Origin of the sequence: Allorhizobium borbori (assembly GCF_014196535.1) — a bacterium.
Classification (GTDB): Bacteria; Pseudomonadota; Alphaproteobacteria; order Rhizobiales; family Rhizobiaceae; genus Ectorhizobium; species Ectorhizobium borbori.
Genome location: NZ_JACIDU010000011.1, coordinates 110889 through 127626 on the forward strand (window position 1 = coordinate 110889; position 16738 = coordinate 127626).

Annotated in this window: 15 protein-coding genes; 4 read left to right on the forward strand and 11 right to left on the reverse strand. The window is 61.6% G+C overall.

Translation table 11 applies throughout. The annotated features are described in order from the left end of the window. Positions 1-6 precede the first annotated feature (6 nt). Positions 7-1263 carry a class I SAM-dependent RNA methyltransferase gene (locus GGQ66_RS14335; protein WP_183793408.1) on the reverse strand — a complete coding sequence of 419 codons (1257 nt, stop codon included), beginning with the start codon at positions 1261-1263 and terminating at the stop codon, positions 7-9. Further along, a complete protein-coding gene (locus GGQ66_RS14340) occupies positions 1260-2012 on the reverse strand; it encodes a TlyA family RNA methyltransferase (protein ID WP_183793409.1) in 753 nt (250 codons plus the stop codon). Before GGQ66_RS14340 ends, GGQ66_RS14335 begins: the two co-directional genes overlap by 4 nt. A gap of 296 nt (positions 2013-2308) precedes the next feature. On the opposite strand from GGQ66_RS14340, the gene GGQ66_RS14345 reads away from it, so the two are divergent. Beyond that, positions 2309-4348 carry a methyl-accepting chemotaxis protein gene (locus GGQ66_RS14345; protein ID WP_183793410.1) on the forward strand — a complete coding sequence of 680 codons (2040 nt, stop codon included), beginning with the start codon at positions 2309-2311 and terminating at the stop codon, positions 4346-4348. A 61-nt stretch (positions 4349-4409) separates the two neighbouring features. Here the strand turns inward: GGQ66_RS14345 and GGQ66_RS14350 are convergent, their stop codons facing one another. Next, positions 4410-5084 carry a spermidine synthase gene (locus GGQ66_RS14350; RefSeq protein WP_183793411.1) on the reverse strand — a complete coding sequence of 225 codons (675 nt, stop codon included), beginning with the start codon at positions 5082-5084 and terminating at the stop codon, positions 4410-4412. 185 nt (positions 5085-5269) lie between these two features. Between GGQ66_RS14350 and GGQ66_RS14355 the strand changes: the two genes are divergently transcribed. Continuing rightward, positions 5270-6268 carry a DUF4424 domain-containing protein gene (locus GGQ66_RS14355; RefSeq protein ID WP_183793412.1) on the forward strand — a complete coding sequence of 333 codons (999 nt, stop codon included), beginning with the start codon at positions 5270-5272 and terminating at the stop codon, positions 6266-6268. Here the strand turns inward: GGQ66_RS14355 and murA are convergent, their stop codons facing one another. From murA to GGQ66_RS14370, 3 genes are all read right to left on the reverse strand, one after another. Beyond that, a complete protein-coding gene (gene murA / locus GGQ66_RS14360) occupies positions 6269-7579 on the reverse strand; it encodes a UDP-N-acetylglucosamine 1-carboxyvinyltransferase (protein WP_183793413.1) in 1311 nt (436 codons plus the stop codon). A 38-nt stretch (positions 7580-7617) separates the two neighbouring features. After that, positions 7618-9528 (reverse strand): 1-deoxy-D-xylulose-5-phosphate synthase, encoded by a 1911-nt coding sequence (dxs, locus tag GGQ66_RS14365; protein WP_183793480.1) that lies wholly within the window; start codon positions 9526-9528, stop codon positions 7618-7620. Between the two features lie 131 nt (positions 9529-9659). Further along, positions 9660-10583 carry a pirin family protein gene (locus GGQ66_RS14370; RefSeq protein ID WP_183793414.1) on the reverse strand — a complete coding sequence of 308 codons (924 nt, stop codon included), beginning with the start codon at positions 10581-10583 and terminating at the stop codon, positions 9660-9662. A gap of 249 nt (positions 10584-10832) precedes the next feature. Between GGQ66_RS14370 and GGQ66_RS14375 the strand changes: the two genes are divergently transcribed. Beyond that, the gene (locus GGQ66_RS14375; RefSeq protein ID WP_183793415.1) at positions 10833-12629 is read left to right on the forward strand and encodes an ATP-dependent nuclease; all 1797 of its coding nucleotides are present in this window, start codon (positions 10833-10835) and stop codon (positions 12627-12629) included. Positions 12630-13029: 400 nt separating this feature from the next. Here GGQ66_RS14375 and GGQ66_RS14380 read toward each other — a convergent pair whose 3' ends face one another. Together GGQ66_RS14380 and GGQ66_RS14385 are read right to left on the reverse strand one after the other, a co-directional pair. Further along, the gene (locus GGQ66_RS14380; protein WP_183793416.1) at positions 13030-13284 is read right to left on the reverse strand and encodes an exodeoxyribonuclease VII small subunit; all 255 of its coding nucleotides are present in this window, start codon (positions 13282-13284) and stop codon (positions 13030-13032) included. 2 nt (positions 13285-13286) lie between these two features. Continuing rightward, complete coding sequence (locus tag GGQ66_RS14385; RefSeq protein WP_183793417.1) at positions 13287-14222, reverse strand: histone deacetylase family protein; 936 nt, start codon at positions 14220-14222, stop codon at positions 13287-13289. Between the two features lie 126 nt (positions 14223-14348). Here GGQ66_RS14385 and GGQ66_RS14390 point away from each other — a divergent pair, with 126 nt between their 5' ends. Continuing rightward, positions 14349-14750, forward strand: a complete 402-nt coding sequence (locus GGQ66_RS14390; RefSeq protein WP_183793418.1) for an acyl-CoA thioesterase — start codon at positions 14349-14351, stop codon at positions 14748-14750. Positions 14751-14790: 40 nt separating this feature from the next. Here GGQ66_RS14390 and GGQ66_RS14395 read toward each other — a convergent pair whose 3' ends face one another. Genes GGQ66_RS14395 through GGQ66_RS14405 form a run of 3 tightly spaced genes read right to left on the reverse strand, consistent with a single transcriptional unit; the run spans position 14791 to position 16666 of the window. Continuing rightward, a complete protein-coding gene (locus tag GGQ66_RS14395) occupies positions 14791-15354 on the reverse strand; it encodes a biotin transporter BioY (protein ID WP_183793419.1) in 564 nt (187 codons plus the stop codon). A gap of 32 nt (positions 15355-15386) precedes the next feature. After that, a complete protein-coding gene (locus tag GGQ66_RS14400) occupies positions 15387-15989 on the reverse strand; it encodes a CbiQ family ECF transporter T component (RefSeq protein ID WP_183793420.1) in 603 nt (200 codons plus the stop codon). Continuing rightward, entirely contained in the window at positions 15986-16666 is a 681-nt protein-coding gene (locus GGQ66_RS14405; RefSeq protein WP_183793421.1) for an energy-coupling factor ABC transporter ATP-binding protein, read from the reverse strand. The genes GGQ66_RS14400 and GGQ66_RS14405 overlap by 4 nt, the downstream gene beginning before the upstream one ends. Positions 16667-16738: the final 72 nt, after the last annotated feature.

Genomic DNA, 16738 nt, shown 5'->3' on the forward strand with positions numbered 1-16738 from the left:
CGCCCCTCACTTCTCCCTGGAAAGCAGCGCCACCGCTTCCACATGCGATGACCACAAAAACTGGTCGATGGGCGTAACGCTGTCGATACGATAGCCGCCATCGACCAGAACACGAAGGTCACGCGCCAGCGTCAGCGGATTGCAGGACACGGCGGCGATGCGTGGAACGGCGGTGCGGGCCAGTTCCTTCACCTGCGCTTCAGCCCCGGCGCGCGGCGGGTCGAAGACGAGACCATCAAACCCCTTCAACTCGCTCACCATCAGCGGACGGCGGAAGAGATCGCGCTTTTCCACCGTCACCGGTTTCAGGCCCTGCGTGTTGCGCGCGGCGAGGTCGAGGGCGGCGAGCGCCTTGGCTTCGCCTTCCACGGCGTGAACCTTCGCCTTGCGGGCAAGCCTCAGCGCAAAGGTACCGGCACCGGCAAAGAGGTCGGCGATCTTCTTCGCCTTCGCCAGATGCCCGAGAACGAGTTCGGCCATCGCCTCTTCTGCTGCAACGGTCGCCTGCGTGAAGCCCGCGGGTGCGGGGGAGACGGGGACGCCGCCGAAGGAAATGAGCGGCTTCACCGGCTCGATCAGGATTTCTCCCTCGTGGGAAACGCGGGCAATGCCCTTGAGGCGCAGTACGGTGCGCGTCATCGCCTGCCGTTCCTTATCACCCAGCTTGCGAATACCCTCGAAGCCGAGATCGAGGCCGGTCGCGGTTTCGAGAACCGTGACCCGGAACGGGTCGGCGCTGGTCGCAAGCGCGCTGCCGATGGCGCGGATGTCGTCAAGCCGCGCCACGATGCCGGGCACGGCGACGGGACATTCCCGGATGGAGACGATGTGGTGACTGCCGGCCTGATTGAAGCCGATCAGCATTTCCTTTTCCGTGCGCCGCATGGTGAAGACGGTGCGCCGGCGTTCGCCGGGTTGCGCGGGAATGAGCGGTGCGACCGGAACATCGAGCCCCTTGGCCTTCAATGCGTCCACCACGAGGCCGCGCTTGTAGGCCTGATAGGGGGCATCGGCATAGTGCTGCAACGAACAGCCGCCGCAGGCGCCGCCTTCCGCATCCGGGCCGAAATGACGGCAGGCCGGTGCGCGCCGGTCGGGCGAAGGCGTGGTGATCGACATGATCGTGCCCTGGTTCTTCACCCGCGCGATCGCCACGGTTTCGCCCGGCAGCGCAAAGGGCACATAGACCGCACCGGCCGGCGTGTGGGCAACGCCGTCGCCTTCGGCACCGAGATTGGCAATGGTAACTGTTTCCGTGCTCATGGTTTTTTCCCGGCAAGAAGAAATTCGCGGTTGCCGTCGCCCCCTTCGATGGGCGAGGGAATGAGACCGAGGCTCGTCCAGCCCATGTCGGCGACCAGCCAGTTCTCGAGATCGGCGGCCACATCCGGCGCCGTTTCCGGCTCTTTCAGGAGGCCGGCCTTGCTGATGGCGTCGCGCCCCGCCTCGAATTGCGGCTTGACCAGAAGCACGCAGGTCGCGCCGGTTTCGGCAAGATCCAGTGCCGGCGCCAGCGCGAGCTTCAAGGAGATGAACGACACGTCCGAGACGACGAATTCCACCGGCACGTCGCCAATGTCTTCCGCCGTCATGTGGCGCGCATTGAGCCCCTCGATGTTCACGACCTTCGGATGGCCGGAGATGTTCGGATGCATCTGCCCGTGGCCGACATCGACGGAGGTGACGTGTGCCGCCCCCCGTTCCAGCAGAACCTGCGTGAAGCCGCCGGTCGAGGCGCCGACGTCGAGGCAGGAGAGCCCCTCCGGCGACAGCTTGAAGTGGTCGAGCGCGGCAACGAGCTTCAGCGCGGCGCGCGACACATAGGTCTGCGCCGGATCGTCGGTTTCGATCACCACATCGGCGGCCACATTGGCGGATGGCTTGCTGACGACCCTGCCGTTCACCTTCACCGTGCCGCGCTGCACGGCATCGCGTGCCCGCGAGCGGCTTTCGAAAAGACCGCGGTTGAGGAGAAGCTGGTCGAGGCGGAAAATTTCTTTGTCTTGTCCCATGCGACCGTCAATGACCGGCCTTTGCGGCGGGCGCAAGAAAATTGTTGTGGATGGTGGCGATGGCGGGCGCCGGAAGGCCCGAAAACACGCGGAAGGCGGGCATTCAGGCTGCTTTCTTGGGGTGCGTGTTTAAGGGGATGTCAACATTAGCACGGGAAAATTGCGCTGATCACATGCCGAGTCCCGGCACGGCGCCATGACGGCGGCCGTATCGACCAATGACTTTCAACGCTCGAGCCGGCGGTAACGCCGCTGCGGGGCTGCCTCTGCGCTCCGCCGTTCTGGAATCTGTGCTGATGTCGCTGAAGAATCTCTCGATCAACCTCAAGCTGGTGCTGACCTTTGCCGCCATCATGAGTGTCTGCGCCCTTGCCTCCGCCGGTGTTCTCTGGACCTCGGTACAGAACAGGGTGGTTTCCGATGAGGTGAACCGCATCGGCGTGATGGTGCTGAAGGTGGATGACGCGCTTTCGGCCATGCTGGAACAGGCGGTCAACCAGCGCGGCTACGTGCTGTTTCGCAGCGAAAGCACCTACAAGGACGTTTTCGTCAACCGTGAAAAGATGCTGACGGCCCTTGGCGAAGCCGAAACGCTGGCCGTTGGTCGGCCGGAAGAACTGGCCGCCATCGCCGCACTCCGTCAGGCCGCCGATGTCTTTCACAAGGAACTGACCGTTCCGCAGCTCGCCGCCCGCAAGGACACCGACAAGCCGATCGAGGAGATCATCGAGATCGGCCGCAATGCGTCCAGGGGCCAGCTCGATGCCTTCCGCTCCACCGCCGCCGAATTCAAGCAGAAGGTCGGCGCAAGGCTTGGCGCATTGATTGCCGAACAGCAGACGGCCCACAGCGCCATTTACATGGCGCTCGTTCTCGGTGGCGTGCTGGCCGGCCTCATTGCCGTCGCGCTCATCTGGCTGCTCGCCCGGTCGCTCGTCACTCCGGTTGTCGGCATGACGGCCGCAATGACGCGTCTGGCCGCCGGCCACAACGATATCGACGTGCCCGGCCTTGATCGGGGCGATGAACTCGGCCGCATGGCCAAGGCCGTACTGGTCTTCAAGCAGGCCGCCATCGACAAGCTGCGCCTTTCCAGCGAAGCCGACCGCATGCGAGCCGAAACCGATGAGGAGCGCCACCGCAACGAGGCCTATCGCGCCGAGCGTGACAATCAGGCCCGCTTTGCCGTGGAAACGCTGGCATCCGGCCTGAAGGCCCTCTCGGATGGCGACGTTTCCTGCCGGCTGAACCAGGCGTTTGCACCGCATCTCGATGAACTGCGTGTCGATTTCAACAACGCGCTGGAAAAGCTGCAGGCCACGCTGAAAACGGTGGGCGTCACGGCTTCCACCATCAAGACCGGTTCGTCCGAAATCCGCGCCGCCACGGATGAACTGGCCCGCCGCACCGAGCAGCAGGCGGCCTCTGTCGAGGAAACCGCCGCCGCGCTGGAAGAAGTGACCATCACCGTGCGCGATTCCGCCCGCGGCGCCGAGCAGGCCGGACAACTCGTGGCCCGCGCCCGCGGCGAGGCCGAAAAATCCGGCGATGTCATGCGCCGCGCCGTCGCCGCCATGCGCGAGATCGAGAAGTCGTCGCAGGCCATCGGCAACATCATCGGCGTGATCGATGAAATTGCCTTCCAGACCAACCTGCTGGCTCTGAATGCCGGCGTCGAGGCGGCGCGGGCGGGCGAGGCCGGCAAGGGTTTCGCGGTCGTGGCGCAGGAAGTGCGCGAGCTTGCCCAGCGCTCGGCCAATGCCGCCAAGGAAATCAAGATGCTCATCGGCGCCTCCAGCCAGCAGATTCACAACGGCGTGGCGCTGGTGGATGAAACCGGCCAGGCGCTCGAGGCGATCATTTCCGAGGTCGAGGAAATCGACAGCCATGTCTCGGCCATTGTCACCGCCGCCCGCGAACAGTCGACCGGCCTTCAGGAGATCAATGCCGCCGTCAACACCATGGATCACGGCACGCAGCAGAACGCCGCCATGGTCGAACAGCAGACCGCCGCAAGCCACACGCTGGCCCGCGAGGCCCAATCGCTGAACGAGCTTCTCTCGCAATTCAAGATGGATGACGGCGGCGGCTTTGCCCAGCCCGCACCGGTGAACCGCTCCGCGCCGCCCTCAAGCGGTCCGGCTTCTGCCCCGCGGCCCTTTGCCGAACCCATTGCCCGCCAGCCGGTGCGTAAGATCACCACGCCGCAGCCTGCTCCTGCAACAGCCCGCCCGGTGCCGTCTCCGGCACTGGCGCTCAACCAGAAGCTTGCCAGCGCACTCGGCGCAAAGCAGGAAACCGGCGGCAAGTCCGAGCCGGACTGGACGGAGTTCTGACCGGATCAACCGACATAAGATGACAGAAAACGCCTGCGCTCCGTATCGGAGTGCGGGCGTTTCAGCGTTTGGCCGCCATCCAGATCACATGGCGTGCGCCGCCGCGCTTGCCGTTGGCGCGCACATGCTTTTCCTCGGCCTGAAAGCCCGCATCGCGCAGACGACGGGTGAAGGCGGCATCGGGCGCGGAAGACCAGACGGCAAGAACACCTCTGGGCCGCAGCGCCTGCCAGGCGGCGCGCAGGCCGGTCAGCGAATAGAGGCTGTCATTGGAGGCGCGCGTCAGTCCGTCCGGGCCATTGTCCACATCGAGAAGGATTGCGTCATAGGCCGCCTTTTTCGAGCGGATCAGTGCGCCGACATCACCGACATGAATATCGACGCGGGGGTCGTCCAGCGTGCCCTTGTGCACCTCAGCCATCGGTCCGCGCGCCCAGTCCACCACGGCGGGCACCAGTTCGGCCACCGTCACCTTGGCGTCGGCAGGCAGTGCGCTCAGCGCCGCCCGAAGCGTGAACCCCATGCCAAGCCCGCCTATCAGCATCGTCGGTGCGCTGCGCCCCGCCAGCCGTTCGCAACTGAAGGTCGCCAGCGCTTCCTCCGAACCGCTCAATCGGCTGTTCATCAGTTCGATCGGCCCCAGCATGATCGAAAATTCCTGTCCCCGCTGCTTCAGCCGCAACGTCCCGTCCTCACCGGGAATGGTCGCACGGTCCAGCTCGATCCAGGGCAGCATGGGAAACTCTCGTCAAAGGGGGCGATGCCGGTCTCTTACAGGCGAGGAACCACGTTGGCTAGGGGCGGGGTGGCAAGGCCTGACCTTGAGCGCTGACTGCTTTGCAAAACACTCCCCCTATTTCTACCTTTCGCAGCCCGCGCGTACCCTCTATCCTGACGCCTTATCCAATCCGGGGGAACCTGATGAAAACGCTCTCATTTACCGCTCTGGCGATCCTTGCCTTGGCCGTGCCCTGTCTCGCCAACGACACCATGGCCGAGATGAAGACCGGTGGTCTTGTCTATGTTCAGAGCGAGGACGTCGTGATGGAGAAGGAAGACCTTTTCCTGTCGATGGCGGAAGTGCGGGTGGATTATGTGTTCCGCAACACGTCTGACCACGATGTGGAAGGGGTCGTCGCCTTTCCGATGCCCGATCTGATTGGTTCTCCGGAAAGCATGGCGGATACCGGCGATGCCGAGGCGGATAATTTTCTCGGCTTCTCGGTGACGCAGGACGGGCAGGCCATCACGCCGCAGCTTGACCAGCGCGTTCTGGCCATGAACATCGACCGGACGGAAGATCTGCGCGCCGCCGGCATCCCGCTTCTGCCCTTTGCCGAAAAGACGATCGAGGCCATTGCGGCGGCGTCCGCGCAGACCCGTCAGGATCTCGTCGCCAAGGGACTGGTTCTGGCAAGCTCCTACGAACAGGACGGCAAGCGGGTCACGGAATACACGCCGGTCTGGACCCTGCGTTCCACCTACTGGTGGAAAACCGTGTTCCCGAAAAGCGGCACGGTTCGCGTCAGCCATCGCTACAAGCCGAGTGTGGGCGGCACGGTCGGCCTGTCGACCTATGACGGCGATACGCCGGAAGGCGCCGCGCGCAACGCGCAATACTGTGTCGACAAGGATTTCGCCAAGACAGCGGTGCGGATCGGCAAGGCCCATGAGGCCGGCAAGGGGCCTTATTACACCGAAAACTGGATGTCCTACGTGTTGAGCACGGGCGCCAATTGGTCCGGTCCCATCGGCCACTTCAGCCTGACGGTGGACAAGGGCGCGCCCGACAATTTCGTCAGCTTCTGCGGCGCAGGCGTCAAGAAGGTGGGGCCGACCACGTTCCGCATGGAAGCAACGGATTTCAATCCGGAAAAGGATATCGACATCCTTTTCCTCGTCGCCACCCCCACGGACTGATCAGCCGCGCGGCGGGATGCGGGTGATGCGCGCGCCAAGCGCGTTCAACCGCTCGTCGATGCGCTCGTAACCGCGTTCGATCTGCTGGGCGTTTTCGATGGTGCTGGTGCCCTCGGCGCACATGGCGGCAATGAGCATGGCCATGCCGGCGCGAATATCCGGGCTTTCCACGCGGGCTCCCGTCAGCTTCGCCGGGCCGGAGACCACGGCCCGATGCGGATCGCACAGCACGATGCGCGCGCCCATGGCAATCAGCTTGTCCACGAAGAACATGCGGCTTTCGAACATCTTTTCGAACAGAAGCACCATGCCCTCGCATTGCGTGGCGGTGACGATGGCAATCGACATCGTATCGGCGGGGAAAGCCGGCCAGGGCTGATCCTCGATCTTCGGCACGTGGCCGCCGAAATCCGGCTTGATCTTCATCTCCTGACCCGCAGGCACGACGAGATCGTCACCCTCGATGCGGCAGCGGATGCCCAGCCGTTCGAAATTCATCAGCGTCGAGCGGAGATGTTCCACGCCCGCATTGCGGATGGTGATTTCCGAGCGCGTGACGGCGGCAAGGCCGATCAGCGAGCCGACCTCGATGTGATCCGGCCCGATGCGGTGGCGTGTGCCGGAAAGGGCGGTGCCGCCATGAATGACCATGGTGTTGGTGCCGATGCCCTCGATGCGCGCGCCCATGGCAATGAGGAAGCGGGCCAGATCCTGCACATGCGGTTCGGAAGCGCAGTTGCGCAGGATGGTGGTGCCCGTGGCCGCCACCGCAGCACACAGCGCATTTTCCGTCGCCGTTACCGAAGGTTCGTCGAAGAACACATCCGCGCCGGCAAGGCCGGAGGTGCGGAATTCATAGGCGCCGTTCAGATGAACTTCAGCGCCCAACTGCTGGAGAACGAGGAAGTGGGTATCGACGCGCCGGCGGCCGATGACATCGCCACCCGGCGGCGGCAGGGTCACCTCGCCGCAACGCGCCAGCATCGGCCCGGCCAGCAGGATGGAGGCGCGGATGCGCGAACACAGAACCGGATCGAGATCGGCCGGGCGAATTTCGCGGGCCTCGATTTCCAGCGCGTTCTGGCCGGTCCAGCGGGCTTTGGCGCCCACGGTCTGGATCAGTTCCACCAGCGCCTCGACATCGCGAATGCGCGGCACATTGGTCAGTTCCACCCGTTCGGAGGTCAGAAGGGCAGCCGCGATGATCGGCAGCGCCGCGTTCTTGTTGCCGCTCGGCTCGATCTCGCCCTTCAGCGCGTGCCCGCCTTCCACGACATATTTGATGCGCTCGCTCGGCTGTGTCTGGCCCATGTTTGTTGTCCGCAATGTCTGGAAAGGGAAAGCGGGCCTTAGCCCGCGGTGCCGAAGGAAACGGTCTTGTGGTCGAGCGCGGTGAAAACGGTCGCGACGATGCCGGTGTGGTCGAGGCCGGCGCGGGCGAGCATCGCCTCGGGCTTTGCCTGTTCCACCCACTCATCCGGCATGGTCAGGCAGCGGACTTTCAGCCCGTTGTCGAGCAGACCCTGTGCGGCGAGGAAATGCAGCACCTGTGCGGCAAAGCCGCCGGCAGCTCCTTCTTCCACCACAACCAGAACCTCGTGGTGACGCGCAAGCTGGCGAATGAGATCGGTATCGAGCGGCTTGGCGAAGCGCGCATCGGCCACCGTGGTGGAAAGCCCGGCGGAATCGAGATCTTCCGCCGCCTGCAACGCTTCGGCAAGCCGCGTGCCGAAGGAAAGCAGCGCCACCTTGGAGCCCTGCTTGACGATGCGGCCCTTGCCGATTTCAAGGATGTCGCCCCGCACGGGCAGTTCCACGCCAACGCCTTCGCCGCGCGGATAGCGGAAGGAGATCGGGCCTTCGTCATAGGCGGCGGCGGTGCGCACCATGTGTTTCAGCTCCGCCTCGTCGGCGGCGGCCATCACCACCATGCCCGGCAGGGTGGCGAGAAAGGCGGTGTCGAAGGAACCGGCATGGGTCGGCCCGTCGGCGCCGACGAAGCCGGCACGGTCGATGGGGAAGCGCACCGGCAGCTTCTGCAATGCCACATCATGCACCACCTGGTCATAGGCGCGTTGCAGGAAGGTGGAATAGAGCGCACAGAATGGCTTGTAGCCCTCGGTCGCAAGACCGGCGGCAAAGGTCACGGCATGCTGTTCGGCAATGCCCACGTCGAAACAGCGCTCGGGAAAGAGGTTCGCCAGCTTGTCCAGCCCCGTGCCGGAGGGCATGGCGGCGGTAATGCCGACGATCTTCTCGTCGTGGCGGGCTTCTTCCACCAGCGCCTCGGCAAAGACGGAGGTATAGCTCGGCGCATTCGGCTTGGCCTTGGCCTGCGCGCCGGTGATGACGTCGAACCTGTTGACGCCGTGATACTTGTCGGCAGCCTCTTCCGCCGGGCCGTAGCCCTTGCCCTTCTGCGTCACCACATGGATCAGCACGGGACCTTTCGCATTGTCGCGCACATTGCGCAGAATGGGCAGGAGGTGGTCGAAGGAATGCCCGTCGATGGGGCCGATATGGTAGAAGCCGAGTTCCTCGAACAGCGTGCCGCCCGTGGCCCAGCCGCGGGCATGGCCGACCGCGCGGGTAATCGCGCGGTCCACGGTCTTGCCGAGATAGGCCGTCAGCTTCTTGCCGAAATCGCGGATGCCCATATAGGTGCGGCCCGAGGCGAGGCGGGCGAGATAGGCGCTCATCGCCCCCGTCGGCGGCGCAATCGACATATCGTTGTCGTTGAGGATGACGATGAGGCGCGCATCGAGCGCGCCGGCATTGTTCAGCGCCTCGAACGCCATGCCGGCGGACATGGCCCCATCGCCGATGACGGCGATCACCTTGCGGTCGGACTTGTCGAGTTCGGCGGCAACGGCCATGCCAAGGCCGGCGGAAATCGAGGTGGAGGAATGGCCCGCGCCGAAATTGTCATATTCGCTTTCGGCCCGGCGCGTGAAGCCGGAAAGGCCGTTTTCCTGGCGCAGTGTGCGGATGCGGTCGCGCCGGCCGGTCAAAATCTTGTGCGGATAGCACTGGTGGCCGACATCGAAGATCAACCGGTCATCGGGCGTGTTGAACACCTTGTGGATGGCGATGGTGAGTTCCACCACGCCAAGCCCGGCGCCCAGATGCCCGCCTGTGCGCGAAACGGCGTCGATCATCTCGTCGCGCAGTTCACGCGCAAGCTGCGGCAGGTCGCGGTCGTCGATCTTTTTCAGATCGGCGGGAAAATGCACCTGATCGAGCAGCGGCGTTTGCGGCAGGGGAGCGGATGGCGATTGCGTCACTGGCGGTTCTCTTGGCTTATGCCCGGTCCAGTCCGGGCGGTTCCGCTTCTCGCACCGGAATCGGGCGAAATGCGGAACGCACTCTTCAGAGACCGTTCTAGCGAAAATCAGCCTTGCGGCAAGGGGACAAACTCCTCTTCATCGCCCGGAACGATGTCAAAACGCCCCGTGCGCCACTCTTCCTTGGCCTTTTCGATGCGTTCCTTGGAGGAGGAAACGAAGTTCCACCAGATATAACGCTGCGAATTCAGCGCCGCGCCGCCAAACAGCATGACATGACAGCCCTCAGGCCCGCCTTGAAGCGTGATGGCATCGCCCGGCCGGAAAACAAGAAGCTGGTCGGGCGCGAAGTGATCGCCCGCCACTGTCAGGCTGCCCGACAGTATATAGAGCGCCCGCTCTTCGGCCCCGGCGGGGAAGGGGAAGCGCGCGTTCGCCTCAAGCTTCAGGTCCACGTAAAGCGTATCCGAAAACGGCGTAACCGGCGATTTCAGCCCTTCGAAGGCGCCGATGACCACGCGGCCTGTCGCCCCGCCATCGGTAAATTCCGGCATGTTGGCGGCTTCGGTATGGGCAAAGGCCGGGTCGATCTCCTCCAGATGGTCCGGCAGCGCCAGCCAGGTCTGCAGGCCAGAAATGGAATGCGGCGTGCCGCGCAGGTTTTCCGGCGTGCGCTCGGAATGCACGATGCCCTTGCCCGCTGTCATCAGGTTGATGTCGCCCGGCTTGATCACGAGTTCGGTGCCCAGACTGTCGCGATGCTTGATCTCGCCATCGAACAGATAGGTCACGGTGGAAAGCCCGATATGCGGATGCGGCCGCACATCCAGCGCCTGATCCGCCTTCAGAAGCGCAGGCCCCATCCGGTCAAAGAAGATGAACGGCCCGACCAGCCGCCGCTGCCGCGAAGGAAGCGCCCGCCGCACCTCGAAATTCCCGAGATCGCTGGTGCGCGGAATGATGAGGTTCTCAATCGCCGAACAGGAAAATGCATCGCCTGCAACAGGATCGTCTCCGGGAAAAAAGGACATGGCCGCGCTCCTCCGTTGGTGTGTGGGAGAAGAACATATAGGCGGGGAGCGGGTGAGGGGTAGAGGGATGTGGGTGACGGTGTGTTTCGTTTTGGGGGGGGGCGATATTGAGAAAACAGCAGTGGACTACATTGTGCCTTTAATAGTTGAGAGAGTGATGGATTGCAGCTTTGGATGGGCGTTAGTAAGATGGGGCAAGGGGCAAAAATGCTCTCATAATTGTGATTTTAATGGATGTTGGGGGTTAGCGTGCATTTAATTGATGAAGTTGAAATATCATATTTTAGAAGTTTTTATAAATTTAAAATTCGTAACTTAAAAGATTTAAACGTAATTTTTGGAAAAAATGACTCAGGGAAGTCAAATGTTGTCCGCGCCCTGAATTTGTTTTTTTCTGGGGCTCCCGAGTATACACAAAAATTTGAATTTCCTATTGATTTTTGTGAGAAAAGATTGGCTGAAGCTGATCTATCTGAAGATGTTCGAAAATTTTTGTATGTTAAAGTTACATTTAATACTCCGCCATCATACAGAACATCTTTGGGGGATCAGTTCTATGTCAAACGACAGTGGACAGTCTCGAGAGGTGGCGATTATAGCGAGGAATTGTCAGGGCACATTCCGGGAAGTAGAAAGCATATTGTAGCGAGGCTGCTTAACAAAATAAGATTTATTTACGTACCAGCAATCAAAGATATAAGTATATTTGAAATTTTACTAGCAGGAATACATGAGACAATCGCTGGATCAAGTGAATTTATCAGTGCAGTTGATGATTTTTCGGGTAGATTGCATAATCTGACGCGGGAAATGTTTCAGACGTTACCGAAAGAGGTGTCCGCCAGTACAAAAATCGGGGCGCCTACTCAATTAAGTCAACTATTTCAAACTTTGGATTTTGAAACGACGGCGGCTGGCGAATCATTTCCTAAATCTCTGACGCGTCAACGCGGTGATGGCGTGAAGGTGAGGCATATTCCAGAATTGTTAAATTTCATTTCTGAGAATGATAAATACGATTATCATATATGGGGATTTGAGGAGCCAGAGAATTCACTAGATTTTGTGGCTTCTCAATCGGAGTCTAAAAGACTTCTTTCGTTGGCTAAAGGTGATCGTGTTCAAGTATTTTTAACAACGCATAGCCCATCATTTTATTTACTTGAAGATGACGGCGCTGCGAAGTTCTATATTAGAAAGGACGATGGTGGTGTTTCAACGGCACTCCAAGGTCGTGAAATGGAGCGATTTGATGCGCAAATCGCAATTGGGGAGGGATTTTATCTTCCTGCTGTGGCTGAATCGCTAAAAAATGTTGCTGCTATCGAGGCTAAGGCGAAGCAAGCTGAAGCGAAGATTAGTGTACTGCAGGCAGAATTGGCTGCAATCGCGACGCCAGTTGTTTTAACTGAGGGACGAACCGATGCACAAATTTTGCTGACGGCTTGGAGGAAGCTTCGAGAAGGAGCGCCACCGTTTGCCATTCGCAGTTGTGAGACTGGCGGAGAAAATGCAGGGAGCGGAAACGGTGGTGCTCAAAGCTTGGCAATACGAATAAAAGGTGTTGCTTCTGACCATCCACACGTCGTGATTGGGCTATTTGATTATGACGCTGAGGGAATTCGGGCCTGTAATTTCGATAAAAATTTCGTTGATTGCGAGATTGGTGGATATCGAGTGAAGCGAGGTATGCATGGTAAGGCTTATGCTGCCACATTGCCCGCACCTAGCTTTCGGAATGAGTGCGAAGAGTATGGTAATATGCCGATTGAATTTTTATTTAGAGATCAACACCTTAATGAAGAAGTTGATGGCAAGAAATTGACGCTTAATCGTAAAAAGGCTTCAATAATGGTTGGTCAGAAAAAAGTTGAACATCTGTTGGAAGATAGGACCCATTTTAAAGACGTTGGAAGTGGGAAAGCAGATTTTGCAAACGTGGTTGTGCCCTCATTTGATGTTCAAGCGTTCGACGCTTTTAATGCAGTTTTCGAAATGATCGAAGCGATAATCCAATATGATGAACGAACGGGCGCACCTAGCTAAAAAGGTGCGCGCGGCCCCTCCTCCTGGCCGCGCGCGGGGCGGGGGCCGGTAAACCGGCGGCCGCCAAGCTTGGGGTGTGGCCGGGGGTGCCGGGCCACGGCGCGGGCGGCGTGCGCTCGCGCATGGGGAGAACACGCGTTTGAACCGGGTTCGATGCGTGCCCGCACGGGCGCCGTGAGGCCGCTGCCGTGCCTGAAATGATGTGGTATGCCTCCGGGGTCCAGAACCTGAACCGGGCTGCCGCCTTTGGCGGTCCACCCTACGCAATACGTCGGTTCCTCCCAACCGGTGATGCGTCTTTATTCAGAGCGCATCCGGCGATTGGCGTCAATCACCCCGGCACGAATTTTCGTGAGGCGGGCGGGGTGCCGGAAGTTGCGATGGGGAAAAGCTGTGGAAATCAGCCGTTATCGAGCGGCTCGGTGCCCTGCGGCTTGCCGGCGCGGTCGAGACGGATCTTTTCGATGCGGTTTTCGGCGGCGGAAAGCAGCGCCTCGCAATGCTTCTTCAGCGCCTCGCCGCGCTCATAGATGGCGATGCTCTCGTCCAGCGCCACATCGCCGCGTTCCAGCCGGGCCACGATGTTTTCCAGTTCCGCCACGGCCTTTTCAAAGGAAAGGGCAGCGATATCGGCGGGCGCGGCGATGTCCGTCATGGTCAACCTCGGATCAGTCTTGAAATATGCAGCCCGGCCGATTCGGCCAGACCTTCGAGATCATAGCCGCCTTCAAGCAGGCTGACGACCCGGTTATGGCCTCTATCCTCGGCGATTTCCATGACGCGGCCCGTCGCCCAGTCGAAATCCTCGCCGGTCAGGTTGATATGGCTCACCCGGTCGCGGTGGTGGGCGTCGAAACCGGCGGAGATGAGGATGAGGTCGGGGCCGAAATCGTGGAATCTGCGCTGGATGCGGTCGCGGAAGGCCTCGCGGAACTGGTCGCCGGTGGCGCCCGCCGAAAGCGGTGCGTTGATGACGTTGTTGGCGCCCCCGGTTTCCTCCATCGTGCCGGTGAAGGGATAGAGCGGCGCTTCGTGGAGGGAGGCGAACAGCGTATGCGCATCGTTCCAGATGATGTCCTGCGTCCCGTCGCCGTGATGCACGTCCCAGTCGATGATGGCGATGCGTTCCACGCCATGCGCGGCGCGCGCATGGGCGGCGGCAATGGCGACATTGTTGAACAGGCAGAAGCCGGCGGTCTTTGCCCGGCCCGCATGGTGGCCCGGCGGGCGGGCGGCCACGAAGGCATTGTCGGCCTTGCCGGTGATCACGGCATCGACAGCCGCCATTGCCCCGCCAATGGCGCGAAACGCCGCCTGCAGTGTGCCGGCGGAACCATAGGTGTCCTCGGCGATGCGGCGGATGTCGCCGTCTTCCTCCGGCATTCCGCGCATGACGTGCCAGAGATGTTCCTCGGTGTGGGCCAGAAGAACGGCATCCTCGCTGGCGCGCGGCGCTTCCACCCGTTCCAGCCGGGCAAAGTTCGGATGTTCCAGCGCAAGGTTCAGCGCCCGCAGCCGGTCGGGCCGCTCCGGATGGCCTTCCGGCACCTCATGCAGCAGAAAATCCGCGTGTTCGTAAAGCCGTGTCGTCATGGCGTTCGTCCCCTGGGCGGTAAGCCTTGTTCTTCTCCGCGCCGCATTTTTTCGCATTTCCGCACGCAAAACCGCTGCGCACTTTTGCTGGAAATGCTCTAGATGGCGTTAAAGAGGGGTGAAACAATGACAGCCAATGAACGTTTCGACACGATGGAGACGCGGATCGCCTATCGCGACATCGATCTGCTCGGCCAGATGCACAATGCCGCCTATCTGACGCTCGCGGAGCAGGCGCTGGTCGCTTTCTGGAGCCACCGTCCGGCGGTGGAAGGCGAGCCGGCCTTCACCATGAAGCGCATGGAATGCAGCTTCCACAAGCCGTTGCGCTATGACGATCTCGCCAGTCTCAGGGTCGAGGTGGACAAGATCGGCATGCAGACGGTGGGCTTTGCGGTGAAGATCGAGCGGGAAGGCCAGCTTGCCGCCCGCGTCGAAATCGTCTGGATGGCCTATGACCGGGAAAAGGGCGAGGAAGTCGCCCTGCCGGAGCGGCTGCGCGATTGGCTCTACGATTTTCTGCCGTAAACGAAAAGGCCGCCCGGAGGCGGCCTTCGCGGACGCTGGATTAGCTGCGCACCGGCAGCAGCGGGTAACCAGCCTGCACGGCGCGGGCGGCAAGGGCGGCCACGCCGGCCTTGATGAGATCGCCCGGCACGAAGGCGAGCGAACCGGAAAGCGCCTTCATGAACGGCAGGCCGGCCACCAGCATCATGCCGACGATGCCGCAGGCATAGAGCACCACCACGCCACCGGCGACGGCGGCGATGAAGAGGTTGGCGAGCTGGGCGAAGCCGTTTGCACGGCCAGCGGCGAAACGCTCGGAAAGGTAGCCCGTCACGAAAGCAGCCGGCAGCCAGCCGATGAGGAAGCCGACGGTGGGGCCGGCAAACACGGCAAGACCGCCACGACCGCCCGAAAGCACCGGCAGGCCGATGATGACCAGCAGGATGACGAGCGCCACGGAAAGCGTGCCGCGCCTGGCGCCGAGAATGGTGCCGGCCAGCATGACACCGAGCGACTGTGCGGTGATCGGAACGGGAATGAAGCCCAGTGTGATGGGCGGCAGCAGGCCGAGCGCCACGATGATGGCGGCAAACAGCGAGACGAGCACGAGATCGCGGGTGTTCATGACGGGGGTTTCCTCCAGAATTTAATGAAGTCTTAATGACGGCGAAGACCGCGCGCGTCAATGGCGGCGGCAATCTGATCGGCCTCGCGCAACGTAAGTATGATAAGCGGTGCAATCAGTGTCAGCGGACGAAGCTTGATGCCGCGCGCCTTGTGCGCCTCGCGGATCGCCTCGTAACGGCTGAGAACTTCCGGCACGAAGCGCACGACAAGCCCGAAGGCAAGGCCGATATCGTCCGCTTTCACCAGTCCGAGCTTCTCGAAGGGGCGGGCGAGCGCGGTGATTTCCTCGATGAAGGCGCTGACGGTCGTGGTCGCCGTGACGGTGGCGGCAAACAGCATCAGCGTCGTCAGCCTCAGCAGTTGCAGTAGCGCCTCTTCCTTCGAGTTCACCAGAAAACTGAAAGCGGCGACGATGACGATGGTGAGGAAAACCGGCCGCAGGCGACCTAGCGCTTCGCGCAACGGCAGGCCGAGCGTGAACCAGACAAGCGCGCCCAGCGCTGGCCCCAGCGCCAGAAGGCGCGGATCGCGCGTCAGGAACAGGCCGATGCCGAGCGCGGCCAGCAGCAGCAGCTTGGCGCGAATGGGCAGGCGATGGAAGAGCCCGTTGCCCTCGACATGGAGTGATTTCATGGGCTCGCTATCTCCATATACCGCGCGATGGCCTCCGCCGGTGGAGCGTCGGCTGCAAGCCGGCCTTCATGGAACAGCAGCACGCGGTCGAACCCGTCCAGCAGCGGCAGATCGTGGCTGATGACGACGAGCTGTTGCGAAAGCCCCGCCATGGTCTGCTCCACAACGCGGCGGTTCTTGAGGTCGAGCTGGTTGGTCGGCTCATCGAGAATAATGGTGTCCGGCCCGGTGACAAGTACGGCGGCAAGCGCCGCAAGCTGCAATTCGCCACCGGAAAGCTCATGCGCGCGCCGGCTGGCAAGATGGGAAACGCCAAGGCTCTCGAGTGTTCGGGAAACGGCGGCCGCGCGGGCGGCCTTGTCCATACCCCGGCCTTTCAGCCCGAATTCCATGTCTTCGGCGACGACCGGCATGATGATCTGGTTGGCGGGGTTCTGGAAGATATAGCCGGTGCGGCCGGAAAGCGCGCCGGCATCCTTCACCGTGTCCAGACCATCGAGCGCAACGGCGCCGCGCGTCGGGTTGAGAAGGCCGGTAATCAGCCGGGCGAAGGTCGACTTGCCTGAACCGTTGAGGCCGATCACGCCGATCCGCCGCTGGCTCAGCGAAAGCGTCAGCGGCTCCAGCACCGTGCGGCCGCCGAAATCGACGCCCGCCGCTTCGAAACGAATGTCCACGCTCTGTCCTCTCAAAAGCTCGGGGCGCTTATACCGCGTGGCGGGATAAAAGAGAAGTCGGAACATAAAAAG

Bases quoted from the DNA above. Each gene is read 5' to 3' on its own strand.
- GGQ66_RS14400 (WP_183793420.1), bottom strand. From the start codon at position 15,989: ATGAAATCACTCCATGTCGAGGGCAACGGGCTCTTCCATCGCCTGCCC.
- GGQ66_RS14385 (WP_183793417.1), bottom strand. From the start codon at position 14,222: ATGACGACACGGCTTTACGAACACGCGGATTTTCTGCTGCATGAGGTG.
- GGQ66_RS14350 (WP_183793411.1), bottom strand. From the start codon at position 5,084: ATGCTGCCCTGGATCGAGCTGGACCGTGCGACCATTCCCGGTGAGGAC.
- GGQ66_RS14380 (WP_183793416.1), bottom strand. From the start codon at position 13,284: ATGACGGACATCGCCGCGCCCGCCGATATCGCTGCCCTTTCCTTTGAA.
- GGQ66_RS14340 (WP_183793409.1), bottom strand. From the start codon at position 2,012: ATGGGACAAGACAAAGAAATTTTCCGCCTCGACCAGCTTCTCCTCAAC.
- GGQ66_RS14370 (WP_183793414.1), bottom strand. From the start codon at position 10,583: ATGTCCTTTTTTCCCGGAGACGATCCTGTTGCAGGCGATGCATTTTCC.
- GGQ66_RS14395 (WP_183793419.1), bottom strand. From the start codon at position 15,354: ATGAACACCCGCGATCTCGTGCTCGTCTCGCTGTTTGCCGCCATCATC.
- GGQ66_RS14345 (WP_183793410.1), top strand. From the start codon at position 2,309: ATGTCGCTGAAGAATCTCTCGATCAACCTCAAGCTGGTGCTGACCTTT.
- murA (WP_183793413.1), bottom strand. From the start codon at position 7,579: ATGGGCCAGACACAGCCGAGCGAGCGCATCAAATATGTCGTGGAAGGC.
- GGQ66_RS14355 (WP_183793412.1), top strand. From the start codon at position 5,270: ATGAAAACGCTCTCATTTACCGCTCTGGCGATCCTTGCCTTGGCCGTG.
- GGQ66_RS14390 (WP_183793418.1), top strand. From the start codon at position 14,349: ATGACAGCCAATGAACGTTTCGACACGATGGAGACGCGGATCGCCTAT.
- GGQ66_RS14335 (WP_183793408.1), bottom strand. From the start codon at position 1,263: ATGAGCACGGAAACAGTTACCATTGCCAATCTCGGTGCCGAAGGCGAC.